This is a genomic window from Agrococcus sp. TF02-05 (assembly GCF_017565345.1).
GTDB classification, from domain to species: Bacteria; Actinomycetota; Actinomycetes; order Actinomycetales; family Microbacteriaceae; genus Agrococcus; species Agrococcus pavilionensis.
The window spans coordinates 79,406-98,858 of record NZ_JAGEKO010000002.1 but is presented as its reverse complement, the minus strand read 5'-3'; the positions used below and the strand labels follow the sequence as shown (position 1 = coordinate 98,858).

Below are 19,453 nucleotides of genomic sequence, written 5' to 3'. Positions count from 1 at the left end.
TCTGCGAGGGCAGGCGCCGCGGCGTGAACCTCGAGCTGTGCTGCGGGCTGTCGGTGGGCGAAGGCGGGCTGTGGGTCGGCGGCGCTGGTGACCGCGTCGGCCGCCGCGCGCGCGAGCAGCTCGCGCACGAGCGCCGCCTCCGCGTCGGTGGCCGACGCGCCCGCGCGGACGTGGGCGAGGAAGTCGTCGACGACCTCGGCCTCGCTCCGCCGCGCGAGCCGCTCGCGCAGCTGCCGCTGGGGCGCGCTCGCGCCGCCGATCCACGAGACCTCGGCCGCGTGCGGCCAGCGCTCCTGCAGCCGGCGCATCGCGTCGAGCGGCCGCACGCGGTCGGTGAGCCGCACGCGCAACCAGTCGTCCTCCGTGCCGTCGAGCGACGCGTCCGCGAGCAGCGCCGCGAGCTCGCCCTCGACGGTCGTGAGCGCGCGAGGCACGGGGAGACCCACCCACTCGACCGCCGCGAGCCCCTCGGCGTCGAGCTCGACGAGCCAGCCGCCGCGCTCGGGCGAGCGCTCGCGGAACGAGTAGTGGAGCGGCGCGCCGGAGTAGCGCACCGAGGGCGAGAGCTCCTGCCGCGAGTGCAGGTGGCCGAGCGCGACGTAGTCGACGCCGTCGAAGACCGACGCCGGCACGACGTCGAGCCCGCCGGCGGTGATGTCGCGCGGCGCGTCGTCGAGCCGCACCGCCTCGTCGACTCGCGCGGCGTCGTCGGCGATGCCGGCCGCGAAGCAGTGCGCGAGCACGACCGCGCGCGCCGGGGCGTCCGAGAGCGACGCGCGCACGGCATCCATCGCCCAGCGCATCGCGTCGGCCTGCGTCGCGATGCCCGCTCCCGGCAGCGCCGCCCGGAGCGCGACCGGCTCGAGGTAGGGGACGGCGAAGACGGCCACCGGCCCGTGCTCGTCGGCGAGCTCGATGCGCCACGACGCGGGGTCGAGCGCCGCGGTGCTGAGGTGCAGCCCACCCGCTCGCGCGAACGCGGCGTTCGCGCCGAGCCGCGCGGGGGAGTCGTGGTTGCCGCTCGAGAGGACGATCTCGGCACCCGCCTCCCGGATCGCGGCGAGCGACCGCGAGAGCGCCTCGACGTGCCGGCCGGCGGGCATCGCCGAGTCGAAGACGTCGCCCGCGACGAGCACGACGTCGACCGCGCGCTCCCGCACGACCCTCGCGAGCGCGCCGAGCGCATCCTCGAGCGCCTCGAGCGTGTCGGCGCCGTGGAACGTGCGGCCGACGTGCCAGTCGGAGGTGTGCAGGAGGCGCATCCTTCCACGGTAGATCGAGCGACCCACGCGCGTCGGAGGCCCGCCGCGCCGGTAGGGTTGACACAGCCCCTGCCCGAGCTCGAGAGGGACTCCACCACGTGCTGCTGACTGTGACGACGCTCGCCGTCCTCGGAGTCGTCTCCAGCGCGCTCAGCGGCCGCTTGGGGCGGTTCGTCTTCCTGCTGCCCGCCGCGGCGAGCCTCGCGGCCGCCGTGTGGTTCGGCCTGCAGGCGCCGCTCGTCGCTGCCGGGCAGGTGCTGCAGGAGCGGATCGAGTGGATGCCGTCGCTCGGCATCGCGATCGACCTGCGGCTCGGCGCGCTCCAGTGGCTGCTCTCGATGGTCGTGCTCGGCGTGGGCGGCCTCATCTTCGTCTACTGCGCGTGGTACTTCGACTCCAAGACGCTCGCGGCCCGCACCGTGGGGCTCCTCACGGGGTTCGCCGCCTCGATGCTCCTGCTCGTGCTCTCGGACGACCTCATCGTGCTCACGGTCGGCTGGGAGCTCACGACGCTGTTCAGCTACCTGCTCGTCGGCCTCAACCACCGCTCGGCGAGCAACCGCCGAGCGGCGCAGACGGCGCTCGTCGTCACGACGATCGGCGGGCTCACGATGCTCGTCGGCATCCTGCTGCTCGAGGCGAAGACCGGCACGTACTCGCTCAGCGCGATCGTCGCCGACCCGCCCCGCTCGGCGGCCGCCGCGTGGGCCGCCGGCTGCCTCGTCGTCGGCGCGCTCTCGAAGTCGGCGATCGTGCCCTTCCAGTACTGGCTGCCGGGCGCGATGGCGGCGCCGACGCCCGTCTCGGCGTTCCTGCACGCCGCCGCGATGGTGAAGGCCGGCATCTTCCTCATGGCCGCGTTCACGCCGGCGTTCGTCGACCTGCCGTGGTGGCGCTGGACGCTCGTCGGGCTCGGCATCGTGACGATGCTGCTCGGCGCGGTGCGCGCGATGCGGCAGCTCGACATCAAGGTGCTGCTCGCGCACGGCACCGTGAGCCAGCTCGGGCTGCTCATGACGGTCATCGGCATCGGCACGCAAGGTGCGATGCAGGCGGGACTCACGCTGCTCGTCGCCCACGCGATCTTCAAGGCGGGCCTGTTCATGGTCGTCGGCGCCGTCGACCGCGCGACCGGCACGAGGGACCTGCGCGAGCTCGGCGGGCTCGCGCGGCGGATGCCGATCGTCACCGGGGCCGCGATCCTCGCCGCCGCGTCGATGGCGGGGCTCCCGCCGGCGCTCGGCTTCCTCGCGAAGGAAGCGGCGCTCGACGCGGCGATCGCCGGTACGAGCGAGGAGCTCGTCGCGCTCGGCTGGCTCGCCTTCGTCGCCATCGCGCTCGGCGCGGCGATCACCGTGACGTACTCGCTGCGCCTCATCATGGGCACGTTCTTCGGGCCGCAGACCGTCGAGGTCAAGCGGCGCACGGGGGCGCTCGCGGTCGCGCCCGTCATCCTCGCCGCGGCGGGACTGCTGCTCGGGTTCGCGGGCGACCTCATCACGGAGCTGCTCCGCCCGCACGTGTCGACCGTCCCCGCGGGCGAGCCCGCGCCGCTCCTCGCGCTCTGGCACGGCTTCACCCCAGCGCTCGCGGCGTCGATGGCGGCGTGGGCGCTCGGCACCGTCATCCACCTGCGGGTCGGCAGCGCCCGGCGCGCTCCGCACGGGCAGGACATCTTCGAGCGGGGCTACCACGCCGGGATGCGCGGGCTCGACCGGCTCGCGGTCGAGGTGACCGGGCGCATCCAGACGGGTTCGCTCCCGCTGCACCTCACGACGATCCTGCTCGTCGTGGTCGCGCTGCCAGGCGGCGCGCTCGTCACGGCGGGCCTCGTCTCGGGCGACCTCCGGCTCTTCGACTCCGTCGGCCAGGTCGGCGCGGCTGCGCTCATCTCGATCGCGGCGGTGCTCGTCACGACCGCGCGCGGCCGGCTCAAGGCCTTCATGCTCGTCTCCGTCGTCGGCTACGGCGTCGGCCTGCTCTTCCTGCTCCACGGCGCGCCCGACCTCGCGCTCACGCAGGTGCTGACCGAGACGGTCTTCCTCATCGTGCTCGTGCTCGTGCTGCGCCGTCTGCCGAAGTACTTCACCGATCGGCCGCTGCGGGCCGCTCGCTACCCGCGAGCCCTGCTCGCGATCCTCGTCGGCGCGTTCGCGACGCTCGCGTCGCTCGCAGCGCTGCAGGCGCGCACGGCGGAGCCGATCTCGGAGGGCTTCTACCGCTGGGCGTACGAGTTCGGCCACGGCGAGAACATCGTCAACGTCACGCTCGTCGACATCCGCGCGTGGGACACGCTCGGCGAGGTCTCGGTGCTGCTCGCGGCCGCGACGGGCGTCGCGAGCCTCATCTTCGTGCGCCGCCCGGTCGCGGGCCTCGGCGTGCTGCGCCAGGACGACCCTGCGACGCGCCGGGGCAACTGGCTGCGGGGCGCCTTCACCGACGAGCACATGGCGTCGCCCGTGCTCGAGATGATGACGCGCCTGCTGTTCCCGATCATGATGCTCGTCTCGATCTACCTGCTCGCCGTCGGGCACAACGAGCCGGGCGGCGGCTTCGCCGGCGGTCTCGTCGCCGGCATCGCGCTCGCCGTGCGCTACCTCGCGGGCGGCCGCGACGAGCTCACCGAGGCGGCACCGCTCGACGCGGGCAAGCTCCTCGGCGCGGGCATGGCGGTCGCGGTCCTGGGCGTCGTGTGGCCCATCCTGATCGGCGGCCGCATCGGCGAGTCGTACGCGATCGAGTGGGTGCTGCCGCTGCTCGGGGAGCAGAAGCTCGTCACGACGCTGTTCTTCGACGTCGGCGTGTGGCTCATCGTCATCGGCGCGATGCTCGACTTCATCCGCTCGCTCGGCGCCGGCATCGACCTGCACGCCGAGCAGAACGCGGCGCCGCGGCCCGCGTGGCGCTCCGACCGCTCGCTGCCCGGCAAGGAGGTGCGCCGGTGACCCCGTCCCTCGCGCTCGCCGTCGCGGGCGGCGTGCTCATCGCCGCCGGCACGTACCTGCTGCTCGAGCGGAGCCTCATGCGGATCCTCGCGGGCGTCATGCTCGCCGGCAACGGCGTCAACCTGCTCTTCCTCGTCGCCGCCGGCCCCGCCGGACTCGGCCCGATCGTCGGCACGCCCGAGGACGAGATCTCCGACCCCCTCCCGCAGGCCATGGTGCTCACGGCGATCGTCATCTCGCTCGCGACGAGCGCGTTCCTGCTCGCGATGTCGTACCGCTCCTTCCAGCTCGAGGGCCATGACGAGGTCGCCGACGACGTCGAGGACGCGATCGTCCGGCGCCGCGCCGAGGCCGACCTCTCGAGCGAGGCCTACGTCGAGCTCACGCCCGAGGAGCAGCCGGACACCGAGTCCGGCGGCCGCGCGGGGAAGGGCGACGACTGATGGACCTCGCGAACCTCGTCCCCGTCCCCGTGCTCCTGCCGCTCCTCGCGGCAGGCATCACGCTCGCGCTCGCGCGCCACCCCGCGTGGCAGCGCATCGTCTCGGGCACGACGCTCGCCGTCGTCGCGGTGCTCGCGCTCATCCTGTGCCTCGCGGCCGACGCCCAGGGGCCGATCGTGCTGTGGGTCGGGGCGTGGCCCGAGGGTCTCGGCATCGTGCTCGTCGCCGACCGGCTCTCGGCCCTGCTCGTGCTCGTCTCGAGCATCGTCACCGCGATCGTCGTGATCTTCCCCTCGCGGCGCGACATCGCCGACAGCGCCGACGGGGCGCCCGTGTCGGTCTTCCACCCGACCTTCCTCGTGCTGACGGCGGGCGTCGCGAACGCGTTCCTCGCGGGCGACCTGTTCAACCTCTTCGTCGGCTTCGAGATGCTGCTGTTCTCGTCGTACGTGCTCATCATGCTCGGCGCGACGAAGGAGCGCGTGCGCGCCGGCAGCACGTACGTCGTCGTGAGCGTCGCGTCGTCGACGCTGTTCCTGCTCGCGCTCGCGCTCGTCTACGGCGCGACCGGCACGGTGAGCTTCGCGCAGCTGCCGGAGCGCTTCGCCGAGCTCGATCCCTCGCTGCAGCTCACGATCCAGCTGCTGCTGCTCGTCGTCTTCGGCATCAAGGCCGCGATCTTCCCGCTCCAGGCGTGGCTGCCCGACTCGTACCCGACGGCGCCGGCGAGCGTCACGGCCGTCTTCGCGGGCCTCCTCACGAAGGTCGGCGTCTACGCCATCATCCGGCTGCAGACGCTGCTGTTCCCCGACAGCCCGCTCACCGAGCTGCTGCTCGTCGTCGCGATCCTCACGCTCGTGCTCGGCATCCTCGGCGCGCTCGCGCAAGGCGAGATCAAGCGACTCCTGTCGTTCACGCTCGTGAGCCACATCGGCTACATGCTGCTCGGCGTCGCGCTCGGCACCGAGGCCGGCCTCGCCGGCGCGATCTTCTACATCGTCCACCACATCCTCGTCCAGACCGCGCTCTTCATCGTCGTCGGGCTCATCGAGCGCATCGGCGGATCGACGAGCCTCTCGCGGCTCGGCGGGCTCGCGTCGGTGCCGCTGCTCGCGGCGCTCTACCTGCTGCCGGCGCTCAACCTCGGCGGCATCCCGCCCTTCTCGGGCTTCCTCGGCAAGGTCGCGCTGCTCGACGCCGCGCTCGAGGTGCCGTCGGCGCTCGCGATCACCGCCGTGGTCGCGGGCATCGCGACGAGCCTCCTGACCCTCATCGCGGTCATCCGCGTGTGGCAGCGCGCGTTCTGGCAGGACCGCGGCGAGGACGACGACCGCGTCCACTCGCTGCGCGTGCTGCCGCGCATCTGGATCTTCGCGGCATCGACGCTCGTCGGCATCACCGTCGCGCTCACCGCGCTCGCCGGACCGCTCTCGGACTACGCCGAGCGCGCATCCATCGACATCGTCGGCGGCGCGTACCACGACGCGGTCGAGGAGGCGATGCCGTGAACCGCCCAGCCCTGCGCTACCGCTTCTCGCTCCCGACCACGATCGGCCTCGCCGTCATCTGGATGCTCCTGTGGGGCCAGCCCTCGATCGGCGCGGCCCTGTGGGGACTCCTCATCGCGCTCGCGATCCAGCTGATCTTCCCGCTCCCGGACGTCCCGGAGCTCGACTCCTTCCGGCCGCTCGGGTTCCTCCGGCTCGTGCTCGTGACGCTCCGCGGCCTCATCGTCTCGTCGTTCCAGGTCGCGGTGAAGGTGCTCGCGTTCTGGCGCCCGACCCGCAACGCGATCATCCGCGTGCCGCTGCGCAGCGACTCGATCTTCATCACCGTCATCACCGCCGAGCTCGTCACCCTCGTGCCCGGCTCGGTCGCGATCGACGCGGGGGAGGGCTGGCTGCTCGTGCACGTCTTCGACGCGCAGGACGAGCCCGCGATCGACCGGGCGCGCGCGAGCGTGCTCGCGACCGAGGCGACCGTGCTGCGGGCGTTCGGCACCCCCGAGGACCGCGCGCTGCTGGAGGAGGACTGATGGAGATCGTGCTCGTCATCGCCGGCGTCATGCTCGTCGTCTCGGCGGCGCTCGCGCTCATCCGCATCGTGCGCGGACCGGGTCCGAGCGACCGCGTCGTCGCGACCGACGTGCTCATCACGACCGTCGCGGGCGGCCTCGCCGTCGAGGCGGCGATCAACCACCAGCCCTTCACGATCCCCGTGATCCTCGTGCTGTCGATGCTCGCGTTCGCCGGCACCGTGTCGATGGCGCGCTTCGTCGCAGGTCGTGAGAACGTCGTCGGCCCCGCGCCCGCGCGCGAGCCGGGCACCGGCATCGAGGGCGACGGGCCCGTCGGCGGGGAGGACCGCGAGTGACCCTGGAATCCGTGCTCGACGTCGTCGGGGCCGCGCTCATCCTCGTCGGCGCCTTCTTCACGCTCACCGCGGCGATCGGCATCCTGCGGCTGCCGGACGTGCTCAACCGCATGCACGCCGCGTCGAAGCCGCAGACGCTCGGCTTCCTGCTGCTGTGCGTCGGGCTCTCGCTCGTGCTGCGGAACGGCAGCGCGACCGCGATGCTCGCGGTCGCCGCGTGCCTCCAGCTCGTCACCTCGCCCGTCGCGACGCAGATGATGGCGAAGGCTGCGCACCGCTCGCGGCAGTACCGCGCCGACCTCGTCGTCGACGACCGCGAGCGCGAGCGGATCGACGACGACGGCGATCGCGCGGGGCTCGACCCCGACGAGACCGATCCCGACGTCGGCCGCGCGAGCAGGTAGGATCGCAGGCAGAACGCACAGCCGGCCGCTGCACACCCGTGCGGGAGAGCCCCTCCGGGGGCACCGAAGGAGCAAGCCTCCCCGCCAAACTCTCAGGTCCTCGAACCGCACGGGCAGGCCGCTCTGGAGCGATCGGCGACGATCGCGACAGTGGGGGAGTCCAGACACAGGAGGACTCATGACCGCAGACGCTCCGCAGCCGGCCTCGCCGCTCCTGCACGTGCACGGGGAGGCGGGGGCCCAGCTCATCGACTTCGCCGGCTGGCAGATGCCCGTCCGCTACGGCTCCGACCTCGCCGAGCACCAGGCGGTGCGCGAGCGGGCGGGCCTGTTCGACCTCAGCCACATGGCCGAGCTGCGCGTGAGCGGGCCGGACGCCGGCGCGTTCCTCGACCACGCGCTCGCCGGCCGCATCTCCGCGATCGAGCCGTGGCAGGCGAAGTACTCGCTCCTGCTCGCCGAGCACGGCGGCATCGTCGACGACCTCATCGTCTACCGGGTCGACGAGTCGGGCGCAGCGCCCGAGTACCTCGTGGTCGCGAACGCCTCGAACCGCCACGCCGCTCTCGACGCCCTCTCCGCCCGGGTCGCGGGCTTCGACGCGAGCGTCGTCGACGAGACCGAGCAGACGGGCCTCGTCGCGGTGCAGGGCCCCGTTGCCGCCGCGATCGTCGGCGCGATCGGGCTCGAGTCGGAGCCGCTCGAGGGCCTGCGCTACTACCGGTCGCTCCCCGCGGTGTTCGAGGGGGAGGACGTGCTCGTCGCCCGCACGGGCTACACCGGCGAGGACGGCTTCGAGCTCTACATCGCCGCGCACGCGGCGGAGTCGCTGTGGCGCGCGATCGTGCTCGCGGGCGAGGAGCACGGCCTCGCGCTGTGCGGGCTCGCCGCGCGCGACACGCTGCGCCTCGAGGCCGGCATGCCGCTCTACGGCAACGAGCTCTCGCTCGACGTGCTGCCGGCGCAAGTCGGCCTCGGCCGGGTCGTGGCGCTCAAGACCAAGGGCGACTTCGTCGGCCGGGCGGCTGTCGAGGCGGGCCCTGCCGACGACGCGCCCGTGCTCGTCGCGCTCACCGCCGAGGGCCGCCGCGCGCCGCGCGCCGGCTACCCCGTGCTCGACGACGGCCGCCCGGTCGGCCGCGTCACGAGCGGCGCCCTGTCGCCGACCCTCGGTCATCCGATCGCGATGGCCCTCGTCGAGCCGGCGTCCGCCGGTTCCGACGCCCTCACCGTCGACGTCCGCGGCACGCAGCTGCCCGCGACCGTCGCCCAGCTGCCGTTCTACAAGCGAGAGGCCTGAACCATGAGCGAGACCAAGTACACCGCCGACCACGAGTGGATCCGCATCGAGGGCGACGTCGCCACGATCGGCATCACCGACTACGCGCAGTCGGCGCTCGGCGACGTCGTGTTCGTCGACCTGCCCGGCGTCGGCCGCTCCTTCGCGGCCGGCGAGGCGATCGGCGAGATCGAGTCGACGAAGTCGGTGGGCGAGCTCATCGTGCCCGCCGCCGGCGAGGTCGTCGAGGTCAACGACGAGGTCGCGGGCGACCCGACCCTCGTGAACTCCGCCGCCGAGGGCGCGGGCTGGCTCGTCAAGGTGCGCTTCACGGAGGAGCCGGAGCTGCTCGACGAGGCCGCCTACCGAGAGCTCACCGCCTGATGCGCCCCTTCGTCGACCGCCACATCGGCACCGATGCGGCGGCGCAGGAGCGCATGCTCAGCGCCGTCGGCTTCGACTCGCTCGAGGCGCTCATGGACGCCGCGGTGCCCGCGGGCATCCGCTCGGCCGGCACCGGGATCGGCGAGGCGGCGACCGAGACGCAAGCGCTCGCCGAGCTGCGCGCGCTCGCGTCGCGCAACCGCGTGCGGCACTCCGCGATCGGCCTCGGCTACGCCGGCACCGTCACGCCCGCGCCGATCAAGCGCCTCATCCTCGAGAACCCCTCGTGGTACACGGCCTACACGCCCTACCAGCCCGAGATCAGCCAGGGCCGGCTCGAGGCGCTCATCAACTTCCAGACGATGGTCGCCGACCTCGCGGGCCTCGACATCGCGAACGCCTCGATGCTCGACGAGGGCACCGCGGTCGTCGAGGCGATGCTGCTCGCGCGCCGCGCCTCGAAGTCGGCCTCGTCCGTCTTCGTCGTCGACACCGACCTCCTGCCGCAGTCGAAGGCGCTCCTCCGCCACCGCGCGCACCGCACGGGCATCGAGCTCGTCGAGCTGCCGCTCGCGACGACCGACCCCGCCGACCTCCCGGACTCGTTCGGCGTCGTCGCGCAGCTGCCCGGCGCATCCGGCCTCGTGTGGGACGCGCGCGGCATCTTCGCCGCCTCGGCCGCGATGGGCGGCGTGCCGGTCGCCGCCGCCGACCTCCTCGCGCTCGCGCTCATCGAGGCGCCCGGCCACCAGGGCGCGCGCATCGTCGTCGGCTCGTCGCAGCGCTTCGGCGTGCCGATGGGCTTCGGCGGGCCGCACGCGGGCTTCATGGCCGTCGCCGAGCAGCTCACCCGCCAGATGCCGGGCCGCCTCGTCGGCGTCTCGGTCGACGCCGAGGGCTATCCCGCCTACCGCCTGACGCTCCAGACCCGCGAGCAGCACATCCGCCGCGAGAAGGCGACGAGCAACATCTGCACCGCGCAGGTGCTGCTCGCCGTCATGGCATCGATGTACGGCGTGTACCACGGCCCCGACGGCATCACCGCGATCGCCGAGGGCGTGCACGCGGTCGCGACGCGCTTCGCGCGCGCGGCCCGGGAGGCGGGCATCGAGCTCGTCCACGAGCGCTTCTTCGACACCGTGCGGATGCGCGTGCCCGGCCGGGCGCGCGAGCTGCAGTCGAGCGCGGCCGACGCGGGCATCCTCGTGCACGTCGTCGACGACGACACCCTGCACGTCGCCTTCGACGAGACGTGGGCGGAGCTCGGCACGGGCGTGCGCCTCGACGCGCTGCTCCCGGCGCTCGGGCTCGCCGACGCCGGTGAGGGGGAGCGGGCGATCCCCGCGACACTCGCGCGCGAGAGCGCGTTCATGACGCACGAGGTCTTCCACGCGCACCGCTCCGAGACGCAGCTCATGCGCTACGCGAAGCGGCTCTCCGACCGCGACTACGCGCTCGACCGCGGCATGATCCCGCTCGGCTCGTGCACGATGAAGCTCAACGCGGCCGCCGAGATGGAGGCCATCACGTGGCCCGAGTTCTCGCAGCCGCACCCCTACGGCCCGCTCGAGGACGCCGAGGGCTCGCTCGCGCTCATCGACCAGCTCGGCGAGTGGCTCGCGCGCATCACGGGCTACGACACCGTCTCGCTGCAGCCGAACTCGGGCGCGCAAGGTGAGCTCGCGGGCCTCATGGCCATCCGCGGCTGGCACGACTCGCGCGGCGACGGCCACCGCGACGTCGTGCTCATCCCCGCCTCGGCGCACGGCACGAACGCGGCGAGCGCCGTGCTCGCCGGCATGCGCGTCGTCGTCGTGGCGACGCGCGGCAACGGCGACGTCGACGTCGACGACCTCGAGGCGAAGATCGGCACGCACGCGGGGCAGCTCGCGGCGCTCATGATCACCTACCCCTCGACGCACGGCGTCTACGAGTCCGAGATCCGCCGCATCACCGACCTCGTGCACGAGGCCGGCGGCCAGGTCTACATCGACGGCGCGAACCTCAATGCGCTCCTCGGCCACGCGACCTTCGGCGACATGGGCGGCGACGTCTCGCACCTCAACCTGCACAAGACGTTCTGCATCCCGCACGGCGGCGGCGGCCCCGGCGTCGGTCCCGTCGCGGCGAAGGCGCACCTCGCGCCGTTCCTGCCGCGCGACCCGCGCGAGGAGTGGCAGGAGATCGACGGCGTGCGCATCGGCGCGAACCCGATCTCGGCCGCGCCGTGGGGCTCGGCGTCGATCCTGCCGATCTCGTGGGCGTACGTGCGCATGATGGGGCTCGAGGGCCTCACGAAGGCGACCGCGAGCGCCGTGCTCGCCGCGAACTACATCGCGACGCGCCTGCGCGAGCACTACCCGGTGCTCTACACGGGCGAGCACGGCCTCGTCGCGCACGAGTGCATCCTCGACCTCCGCCCGCTCAAGGAGGCGACCGGGGTCACGAACGACGACGTCGCGAAGCGGCTCGTCGACTTCGGCTTCCACGCGCCGACGATGTCGTTCCCCGTCGCGGGCACGCTCATGGTCGAGCCGACGGAGTCGGAGGACCTCGCCGAGCTCGACCGCTTCGTCGACGCCATGATCGCGATCAAGGCCGAGGCCGACGCGATCGGCCGCGGCGAGGTGCCGCTCGACGAGAGCGCCCTGCGCCGCGCCCCGCACACGCCCGGCTCGATCGTGCACGGCGAGTGGGACCGCCCCTACTCCCGCGAGCAGGCGGTGTTCCCCGTGCCCGGCGTCGAGCGGGCGAAGTACTGGCCGCCGGTCGCGCGCGTCGACCAGGCGTACGGCGATCGCAACATCGTCTGCAGCTGCCCGCCGGTGGAGGCCTTCGCCTGATGCCGGCCCGCGGTCGCCGCCCGATCGCCGCCCGGACCGTCGTCGCGACGGCCGTGGCGGCGATCGCCGCGCTCGCGCTCAGCGCGTGCGGCCCCGATGTCACGCCGCGCGTGCAGCCCGGCACGAGCGTCGAGGTGGCGTGGAGCGGCGAGCTCACCGACGCGAACGCCTCGAGCACGCGGGGCGCGACCGCGGGCAACCGCGACGTCGCGGCGATGACGCGCGGCGCGTTCTTCGTGGTGGATGCCGACGGCGAGCACCGCGCGGATCCCTCGTTCGGCACCGCGACCGTCGTCGAGGGCGCGGGCTTCGCCGTGCGCTACGACCTCGCCGACGGCGTGCGCTGGTCGGACGGCGTGCCGCTCGACGCGGCCGACCTCATGCTCGCGTGGGCGGCGACGTCCAACGCGCTCTCGACCGACGACTTCGACGTCGAGGAGCGCCGCGCGCCGGACGGCTCGATCGAGCTCGGCGCGAGCGAGGTGTGGTTCGACGTCGCCGATCCCGGCGGCATGGCGCTCGCGAGCGAGCGGCCCGCGCGCGACGACTGGGCGCGGGCGATCGACGTCGCCTTCGAGCGGCCCGTGCCCGACTGGCGCACCGCGCTGCCGGTCGCGGTGCCCGCGCACGTGCTCGGGCAGCGCGTCTTCGGGGTGAGCGACCCGATGGAGGCGAAGCAGCGCGTGCTCGACGCGATCGACCGCGCCGACCCGCTCGCGCTCGCGCCGCTCGCGGCCGCGTGGAGCACGGCGCTCGCGATCGACCCGGCCGCCTCGGATCCCGCCGTGCTCGTCTCGTCGGGCCCGTACCGCGTCGAGCAGGTGAGGGACGGCCGCGTCGAGCTCGTCGCCAACGATCGCTACGTCGGCGCGCAGGGCGCCGCGGTCGAGCGCGTCGCGCTCCGGTCGGTCGCCGACGACGCGGACGCGCTCGCCGCGCTCACGGCCGGCGAGGTCGACATCGCGACCGTCGCGCCGACCGAGGCCGACCGCTCCGCGCTGCGCGACCTCGACCGCGCCGGGGCGACGCTCGCCGAGCACGGCGACGGCAGCCGCTGGGAGCTGACGCTCCGCACGGATCGCGCGCCGCTGCAGTCGACCGAGGCGCGCGCGTCCCTCCTCCACTCGATCGACCGCCGGGGCCTCGCCGAGGCCGCGCTCGGCGAGCGCGCCGCCGAGGCGAGCGGCGTCGACGCGCTGCTGTTCCTGCCCGGCACCCGGCTCCACGACTACGCCCTCGAGGACGCGGGCTTCCCGCAGGCCTTCGGCGGGCGCGACGTCGACCTCGCGATCGCGGAGCGCGACTCGATGGGCATCGCCGCCGGCACGCCCGTCTGCGTGCGGTACGACCGGGCGGATGCGTTCGCCGCGGCCGCGCTGCCCGCCCTCGCGGCGCAAGCGGCCGAGGCCGGCTGGGCCGTCGCCGACTGCGGCGTCGACGACCTCGCCGCCGGGCTCGAGGAGCAGGACTGGCACGCGGTGCTCCACCGCGTCGACGCGCCCGCCGACGCCGCGGCCGTCGTCGAGCGGTGGCGCGACGGCGGGCTCACGGCGCTCGCCGACACCGAGCGCGAGCTCCTGCTCGACGAGGCGCTCGCGACCGGCGACCCCGAGGCGCTCGAGGAGACGCTGCTCGCGATCGAGGCCTCGCTCGTCGCCGACGCGCTCGCGCTGCCGCTCATCGAGCCGACCCTGCTCACCGTGAGCGCCGCCGAGGTGCAGGGCGTCTCGCCCAGGCCCGGTCACGCGTCCCTCACCTGGAACGCGTGGGAGTGGGGCATCGACGGGGGAGCGGCGACGCCGTGACCGGTCAGCTCGCGAACAGGCCCGGGAACGTCGCGTAGGCCCACGGGTAGCCGACGAAGACGGCGACGTCGATGAGCGTGTGCGCGACGATGAGCGGCACGAGCCTGCCCGTGCGCGCGTAGAGCCAGCCGAACACGAGCCCCATCGCGATGTTGCCGACCATCCCCGGCACCCCTTGGTAGAGGTGGTAGACGCCGCGCAGCAGCGCCGCCGCGACGATGATCGGCCACGTGCCCCAGCCGAGCCGCCGCAGCCGCTCGAAGAGGTAGCCGACGACGATGACCTCCTCGGTGAGCCCGGCGCGCAGCGCCGACAGGAGCAGCACCGGCACCGTGAACCAGTGCGCGTCGAGTGGCGAGGGCACGACGTTGACCGTCAGCCCGAGCGAGCGCCCCGCGAGGTAGAGCGCGAGCCCGGGCACGCCGATCACCGCGACGAGCGCGATGCCCGAGAGAGCGTCGCGCGCCGGCCTCGCGGCGTCGATCCCGAGCGCACCGAGTCGCGGCGGGCGCGCTCGCCAGAGCAGCCAGCAGACGAGCGCGACCGGCACGAGGTCGAGGAAGACGCCCGTGAGCTGGTACGCGAGGTCGAGCCACGCGCGGTCCGAGCGCGCGGGGTTGAGCGCGACCGACTGCTCGCCGATGGGCGCCTCGCGCGTCGACACGTCGGCGAACTGCAGCACCGACCACAGCGCGCTGCCGCCGAGCGAGAGCAGCAGCACGATCGCGAGCTCCCATCGCAGGCGACGCTGGGAGGGCGCTGCGAGGCGGATGGGCTCGGTCACCTCCCCAGCGTACGGTCGGCACGATCCGGGCGTGCGCGAGCCGCTCGCGCACGAAGCGAGCGCGAGGAGCGGGGTCGACGCGAGGATCACGATTCTGCGTCGAGTTGGTAACGATCCGAGGTTCGACGCCGGTGAGGCCCTGAGCGGGGCCTAAGGTTGCACTCATCCAGAGCACTGCGGCTTCCTGGCCGCGCGCTCACCTTGCACAGGAGGAACATTGAGGATCAAGCGATTCGCTGCGGGCGGCGTGCTGCTCGCAACGGGAGCACTCGTCCTCTCCGCTTGCACGCCTGCACAGGCGCCGGGAGCGGAGATCGTCGAGGGCACCTCGATCACCGTCGCGTGGAACCAGCCGTTCTACTCGGCCAACGGCAACACGTCGTTCGGCAACGCGACGGCGAACAACAACATCAACTACATGACCTACTCGGGGTTCAACTACTACGACAACACCCCGGAGCTGCAGCGCGACGAGTCGTTCGGCACCTACGAGCTGGTCTCCGAGGACCCGCTGCAGGTGCAGTACACGATCAACGAGGACGTGCAGTGGAGCGACGAGGTCCCGGTCGACGCCGCGGACATGATGCTGCACTGGGCCGCCCTCTCGGGCGCGTTCAACTCGGCTGACTTCGACCCCTCGGAGTTCCAGGACCCCGAGACCGGTGAGTTCACCACGGACTTCCCCGAGGGCACGGTCTTCTTCGACTCGGGCGCCACGCCTGACTCGGGCCTCGGCCTGGTCCGCGAGGCGCCGGAGGTCAACGAGGACGGCCGCGGCATCCTCATGACGTACTCCGACTTCTACGTCGACTGGGAGCTCGCGTTCGGCGCGGGCCTGCCGGCGCACGTCATCGCGCAGCGCGCCCTCGGCATCGAGGACGCCATGGAGGCCAAGCAGGCCGTCCTCGACGCGATCCAGAACGGCGACACCGAGGTCATCGGCCAGCTCGCCGCCGAGTGGAACACCGGCTTCAACTTCACGGAGATGCCGTCCGACACGTCGGTGCTCACCGCGAACGGCCCGTACCAGATCACCGACTTCGTGGCCGACCAGTACATCACGCTGCAGGCCAACGAGAACTACGTCGGCGACCACCAGCCGCAGGTCGAGACCATCACGGTCCGCTTCATCACCGACGCCATGGCGGCGGTGACGGCGCTCCAGAACGGCGACGTCGACGTCATCCAGCCGCAGGCCACGCCTGACGTCCGCGCTGCCCTCGAGGGCACCGAGGGCATCACGGTCAACTACGGCGAGGGTGCGACGTACGAGCACGTGGACCTGCAGTTCGACCAGTCGAAGAACCCGGGCGTCTTCTCGACGCTCGAGGCTCGCCAGTCGTTCCTCATGACGATCCCGCGCCAGGAGATCGTCGACCGCCTCATCAAGCCGCTCAACCCCGAGGCCACGGTCCGCAACTCCGCGGTCTTCGTCCCGGGCGCCAACGGCTACGACGAGTCGGTGGAGGAGTCGGGCATCCTCGACATGTACGCCGAGGTCGACATCGAGCAGGCCACGGCGCTGCGCGAGCAGGCCGGTCTCGCCGAGGGCACGGAGGTCTGCCTCCTGTTCGCCTCGACGAACCCGCGCCGCGTGTCGGAGTTCGAGCTCATCCGCGAGTCCGCCGCTCAGGCCGGCTGGTCGGTCACCGACTGCTCGTCGCCCGAGTGGGGCGGCCTCCTCGGTGCTCCGGGCGTCTACGACGCCTCGCTGTTCGGCTGGCAGTCGACGTCGCTCGGCGTCGCCTCGGTCGGCCCGAACTTCGAGACGGGCGGCATCAACAACCTGTCGTTCTACTCGAACCCCGAGATGGACGCGGTCGTGCAGGAGCTCAACGTGACCGTCGACGAGGAGCGCCAGCTGGAGCTGCTCAAGGAGATCGACCGCATCCTCGTCGAGGACGCGTTCGGCATCACCATCTTCCAGTTCCCCGAGGTCACCGCGTTCTCCGACCGCGTCTCGGGCATCGACTCGTCGCCGCTCGCGCCGACGGTGTTCTGGAACGTGTGGGACTGGACCCCGACCGAGACGAACGTCTCGGAGGGCTGATCCCCCCGACCGCCGGGGGTCGCATCCACTGCTAGTGTGATGTGGCCTTCAGGCAGAGAGGCGCCGGGCCGCCTGGCCCGGCGCCTCTCGCATGAAGTCTTCCGACGCGCTCGATCAGCGTGAGCGGACCCATCCCGAACCGGAAACCAAGGAGGCGAACCGGTGGCGACATTCATCGTCAGGCGCCTGATCGCAGCGGTGCTCATCCTGCTCGCCGCGACCTTCCTCATGTACAACATGGTCGCCCTCTCGGGAGACCCGCTCGAGGATCTGCGCGGAGTCCAGACGCCCAACACGGCGCAGCTCATCGAAGCCCGCATCCGCCTGCTGCACCTCGACGTGCCGCCGCCGCTGCGCTACTTCATCTGGCTCGGCGGCATCGCCGGCTGCTTCATCGGCCAGTGCGACTTCGGCATGACCATCCAGCAGCAGCCCGTGCTCGACGTGCTCCTCAACTCGATGGACCAGACGCTCCGCCTCGTCACGGTCGCGACGCTCGTCGCCATCATCCTCGGCATCATCATCGGCATCACGACGGCCCTCCGCCAGTACTCCGCGTACGACTACGGCGTGACGTTCGTCTCGTTCCTCTTCTACTCGTTGCCGATCTTCTGGTTCGCGGTGCTGCTCAAGCAGTTCCTCGCGATCGGCGCGAACGACTGGCTGCAGCGGGGCGGGCAGATCCACTGGTGGGTCATCGCCCTCGTGGCGCTCGCATCCGGACTGTTCTGGATGTCGGTGCTCGGGGGAGACGTGAAGCGCAAGCTCATCACGTTCGGGCTCGCCGCCGCGTCCGGCGGACTGCTGCTGTGGTACATGAGCGTCTCGGGCTGGTTCCTCAACCCCCGCTTCATCGTCTTCGGCCTCGACTTCTCGCTGCTCGCGATCGCGGTGCTCTTCCTCACGGTCGCGCTGCTCGTCACGGCGATCCTCACCGGCCTCAAGAACCGCCGCTCGCTCTTCATCGCGCTCGGCATGGCGGTGCTCGGCATCGCGCTCTACTACCCGGTGAACTTCTACCTGTTCAACCCGCAGGTCGTGCCGATGAACGCGTGGATCATGATCGCGAGCTTCCTCGTGGTGATCCTCTTCGGCGTCGCGGTCGGCCACATCTTCGGCGGCGACAACAAGGCGGCGAACCGCAAGATCGCGGCGTGGACCGGGTTCCTCGTCTTCGCGATCATGGTGGTCGACCGCCACATGCAGCTGTGGCAGGCCTACTCGCAGTCGGGCTTCATCCGCGGCCGGCCGATCGCGACGATCGGTGCGTCGAACCCCGGGTTCGCGCAGTCGTCGTTCTTCGTGCAGGGCGTCGACGCGTTCACGCACCTGCTGCTGCCGTCGATCGCGCTCATGGTCATCTCGTTCGCCGGCTACACGCGCTACACCCGCGCGAGCCTGCTCGAGGTCATGAACCAGGACTACATCCGCACCGCTCGCGCGAAGGGCCTCACCGAGCGCACGGTCATCGTGCGGCACGCGTTCCGGAACGCGCTCATCCCCATCACGACGATCGTCGCGTTCGACATCGCCGGCATCATCGGCGGCGCGGTCATCACCGAGCGCGTGTTCGGCTGGACCGGCATGGGATCGATGTTCCAGAACGGCCTCGACCGCGTCGATCCGAACCCCGTCATGGCGTTCTTCCTCGTCACCGGCGCGCTCGCGCTCCTGTTCAACCTGCTGGCCGACATCGCCTATGCGGCCCTCGACCCCCGGATCCGGGTGAGCTGATGACCACGAACATCCCGCAGACCAACGAGCCCCACATCACCGATGCCGAGGCGAACCTCGAGCTCAAGGAGGTGGAGGGCCTCAGCCAGGGCCAGATCGTCCGGAAGCGGTTCTTCCGCCACGTCGGCGCCGTCGTGTCGATGGTCGTGCTCGCCCTCATCGTCCTCCTCGCCTTCACCTCGGTGGGCCTGTCGTTCGGCGGCGTCCGGGTGCCCGGCTGGTGGCAGTGGGACTGGACCCAGAATCCGCGCCCCATCAACGGCGGCGTGCCGTCGTGGGAGCACCCGTTCGGGCAGGACTCGATCGGCAAGGACCTGTTCGCGCTCGTCATGCGCGGCACGCAGCAGTCGCTCATGATCATGGTGCTCGTCGGCCTCATCGGCGCGACGATCGGCATCGTGATCGGCGCGCTCTCGGGCTTCTTCCGCGGCTGGGTCGACGCCGTGCTCATGCGCTTCACCGACGTCATCATCACGATCCCGTTCATCGTGATCGGCGCCGTCATCGGCTCGACCTTCGGGAAGCTCGGCGCCTTCATCCTCGCGATCGTGCTCGGCCTGTTCTCGTGGACGGGCCTCGCGCGACTCGTGCGCGGCGAGTTCCTCACGCTCCGCGAGCGCGAGTTCGTCGACGCGGCGCGCGTCGCGGGCGCCTCGAACGGCCGCATCATCTTCAAGCACATCCTGCCGAACGCGATGGGCGTCATCATCGTCAACACGACGCTGCTCATGGCGGGCGCGATCCTCGCCGAGACGGCGCTCTCGTACCTCGGCTACGGCGTGCAGGCGCCCGACACGTCGCTCGGGCTCATCATCAGCCAGAACCAGGAGGCGTTCCAGACGCGGCCGTGGCTGTTCTGGTGGCCGGGCATCTTCATCATCACGATCGCGCTGTGCATCAACTTCATCGGCGACGGCCTGCGCGACGCGTTCGACCCGCGCCAGAAGCGCATGCCGTCGGAGCGCGCGATGCGCAAGTCCGACACGGCCGCGGCCGACGCGGCGGCGCTGCGCGGTGCCGAGGTCGAGGACGCGATGAGCGCCACGGCGAGCGTCGGCCAAGCGCAGGCGCCGGGGCCCGACGCCCGCGCGCCGCGCGTCGAGGGCGACACGGCGGGCGACAACCCCGACCGCGATCGGGACTGACG

The 19,453-nt window shown here is 72.2% G+C and carries 15 protein-coding genes and 1 riboswitch; of the genes, 13 read left to right on the top strand and 2 right to left on the bottom strand.

Annotated features, from left to right (window positions below):
* Nucleotides 1–1,262 (bottom strand): exonuclease SbcCD subunit D (locus JQT67_RS03380; RefSeq protein WP_208063510.1); only part of this gene is annotated, 1,262 nt, incomplete at its 3' end.
* Between the two features lie 98 nt (nt 1,263–1,360).
* Here JQT67_RS03380 and JQT67_RS03375 point away from each other — a divergent pair.
* From JQT67_RS03375 to JQT67_RS03330, 10 genes are all read left to right on the top strand, one after another.
* Nucleotides 1,361–4,207, top strand: a complete 2,847-nt coding sequence (locus JQT67_RS03375) for a Na+/H+ antiporter subunit A (RefSeq protein WP_208063509.1) — start codon at nt 1,361–1,363, stop codon at nt 4,205–4,207.
* Complete coding sequence (locus tag JQT67_RS03370; RefSeq protein WP_208063508.1) at nt 4,204–4,650, top strand: Na(+)/H(+) antiporter subunit C; 447 nt, start codon at nt 4,204–4,206, stop codon at nt 4,648–4,650. The genes JQT67_RS03375 and JQT67_RS03370 overlap by 4 nt, the downstream gene beginning before the upstream one ends.
* Entirely contained in the window at nt 4,650–6,158 is a 1,509-nt protein-coding gene (locus tag JQT67_RS03365; RefSeq protein ID WP_208063507.1) for a Na+/H+ antiporter subunit D, read from the top strand. Before JQT67_RS03370 ends, JQT67_RS03365 begins: the two co-directional genes overlap by 1 nt.
* Complete coding sequence (locus JQT67_RS03360; protein WP_208063506.1) at nt 6,155–6,685, top strand: Na+/H+ antiporter subunit E; 531 nt, start codon at nt 6,155–6,157, stop codon at nt 6,683–6,685. The genes JQT67_RS03365 and JQT67_RS03360 overlap by 4 nt, the downstream gene beginning before the upstream one ends.
* Nucleotides 6,685–7,023 carry a monovalent cation/H+ antiporter complex subunit F gene (locus JQT67_RS03355; protein ID WP_021010133.1) on the top strand — a complete coding sequence of 113 codons (339 nt, stop codon included), beginning with the start codon at nt 6,685–6,687 and terminating at the stop codon, nt 7,021–7,023. Before JQT67_RS03360 ends, JQT67_RS03355 begins: the two co-directional genes overlap by 1 nt.
* Nucleotides 7,020–7,427 (top strand): monovalent cation/H(+) antiporter subunit G, encoded by a 408-nt coding sequence (gene mnhG / locus JQT67_RS03350; protein WP_208063505.1) that lies wholly within the window; start codon nt 7,020–7,022, stop codon nt 7,425–7,427. The genes JQT67_RS03355 and mnhG overlap by 4 nt, the downstream gene beginning before the upstream one ends.
* Nucleotides 7,428–7,458: 31 nt before the next feature.
* Nucleotides 7,459–7,545, top strand: a riboswitch (glycine riboswitch).
* 60 nt (nt 7,546–7,605) lie between these two features.
* A complete protein-coding gene (gene gcvT / locus JQT67_RS03345; RefSeq protein ID WP_208063504.1) occupies nt 7,606–8,727 on the top strand; it encodes a glycine cleavage system aminomethyltransferase GcvT in 1,122 nt (373 codons plus the stop codon).
* 3 nt (nt 8,728–8,730) lie between these two features.
* The gene (gene gcvH / locus JQT67_RS03340) at nt 8,731–9,090 is read left to right on the top strand and encodes a glycine cleavage system protein GcvH (protein ID WP_021010136.1); all 360 of its coding nucleotides are present in this window, start codon (nt 8,731–8,733) and stop codon (nt 9,088–9,090) included.
* Nucleotides 9,090–11,933 carry an aminomethyl-transferring glycine dehydrogenase gene (gene gcvP, locus JQT67_RS03335; RefSeq protein WP_208063503.1) on the top strand — a complete coding sequence of 948 codons (2,844 nt, stop codon included), beginning with the start codon at nt 9,090–9,092 and terminating at the stop codon, nt 11,931–11,933. Before gcvH ends, gcvP begins: the two co-directional genes overlap by 1 nt.
* Complete coding sequence (locus JQT67_RS03330; RefSeq protein ID WP_208063502.1) at nt 11,933–13,738, top strand: ABC transporter substrate-binding protein; 1,806 nt, start codon at nt 11,933–11,935, stop codon at nt 13,736–13,738. The genes gcvP and JQT67_RS03330 overlap by 1 nt, the downstream gene beginning before the upstream one ends.
* 4 nt (nt 13,739–13,742) lie before the next feature.
* Here JQT67_RS03330 and JQT67_RS03325 read toward each other — a convergent pair whose 3' ends face one another.
* Nucleotides 13,743–14,522, bottom strand: coding sequence for a CPBP family intramembrane glutamic endopeptidase (locus tag JQT67_RS03325; RefSeq protein WP_307864188.1), 780 nt, complete (start codon nt 14,520–14,522; stop codon nt 13,743–13,745).
* A 217-nt stretch (nt 14,523–14,739) separates the two neighbouring features.
* Here JQT67_RS03325 and JQT67_RS03320 point away from each other — a divergent pair, with 217 nt between their 5' ends.
* The 3 genes from JQT67_RS03320 to JQT67_RS03310 all read left to right on the top strand — a co-directional run bounded on the left by JQT67_RS03320 (nt 14,740) and on the right by JQT67_RS03310 (nt 19,451).
* Nucleotides 14,740–16,572 (top strand): ABC transporter family substrate-binding protein, encoded by a 1,833-nt coding sequence (locus tag JQT67_RS03320; protein WP_243755601.1) that lies wholly within the window; start codon nt 14,740–14,742, stop codon nt 16,570–16,572.
* A 162-nt stretch (nt 16,573–16,734) separates the two neighbouring features.
* A complete protein-coding gene (locus JQT67_RS03315) occupies nt 16,735–18,306 on the top strand; it encodes an ABC transporter permease (protein WP_208063501.1) in 1,572 nt (523 codons plus the stop codon).
* On the top strand, nt 18,306–19,451 hold the full coding sequence (locus tag JQT67_RS03310; protein WP_021010142.1) for an ABC transporter permease: 1,146 nt from the start codon (nt 18,306–18,308) through the stop codon (nt 19,449–19,451). The genes JQT67_RS03315 and JQT67_RS03310 overlap by 1 nt, the downstream gene beginning before the upstream one ends.
* Nucleotides 19,452–19,453 lie beyond the last annotated feature (2 nt).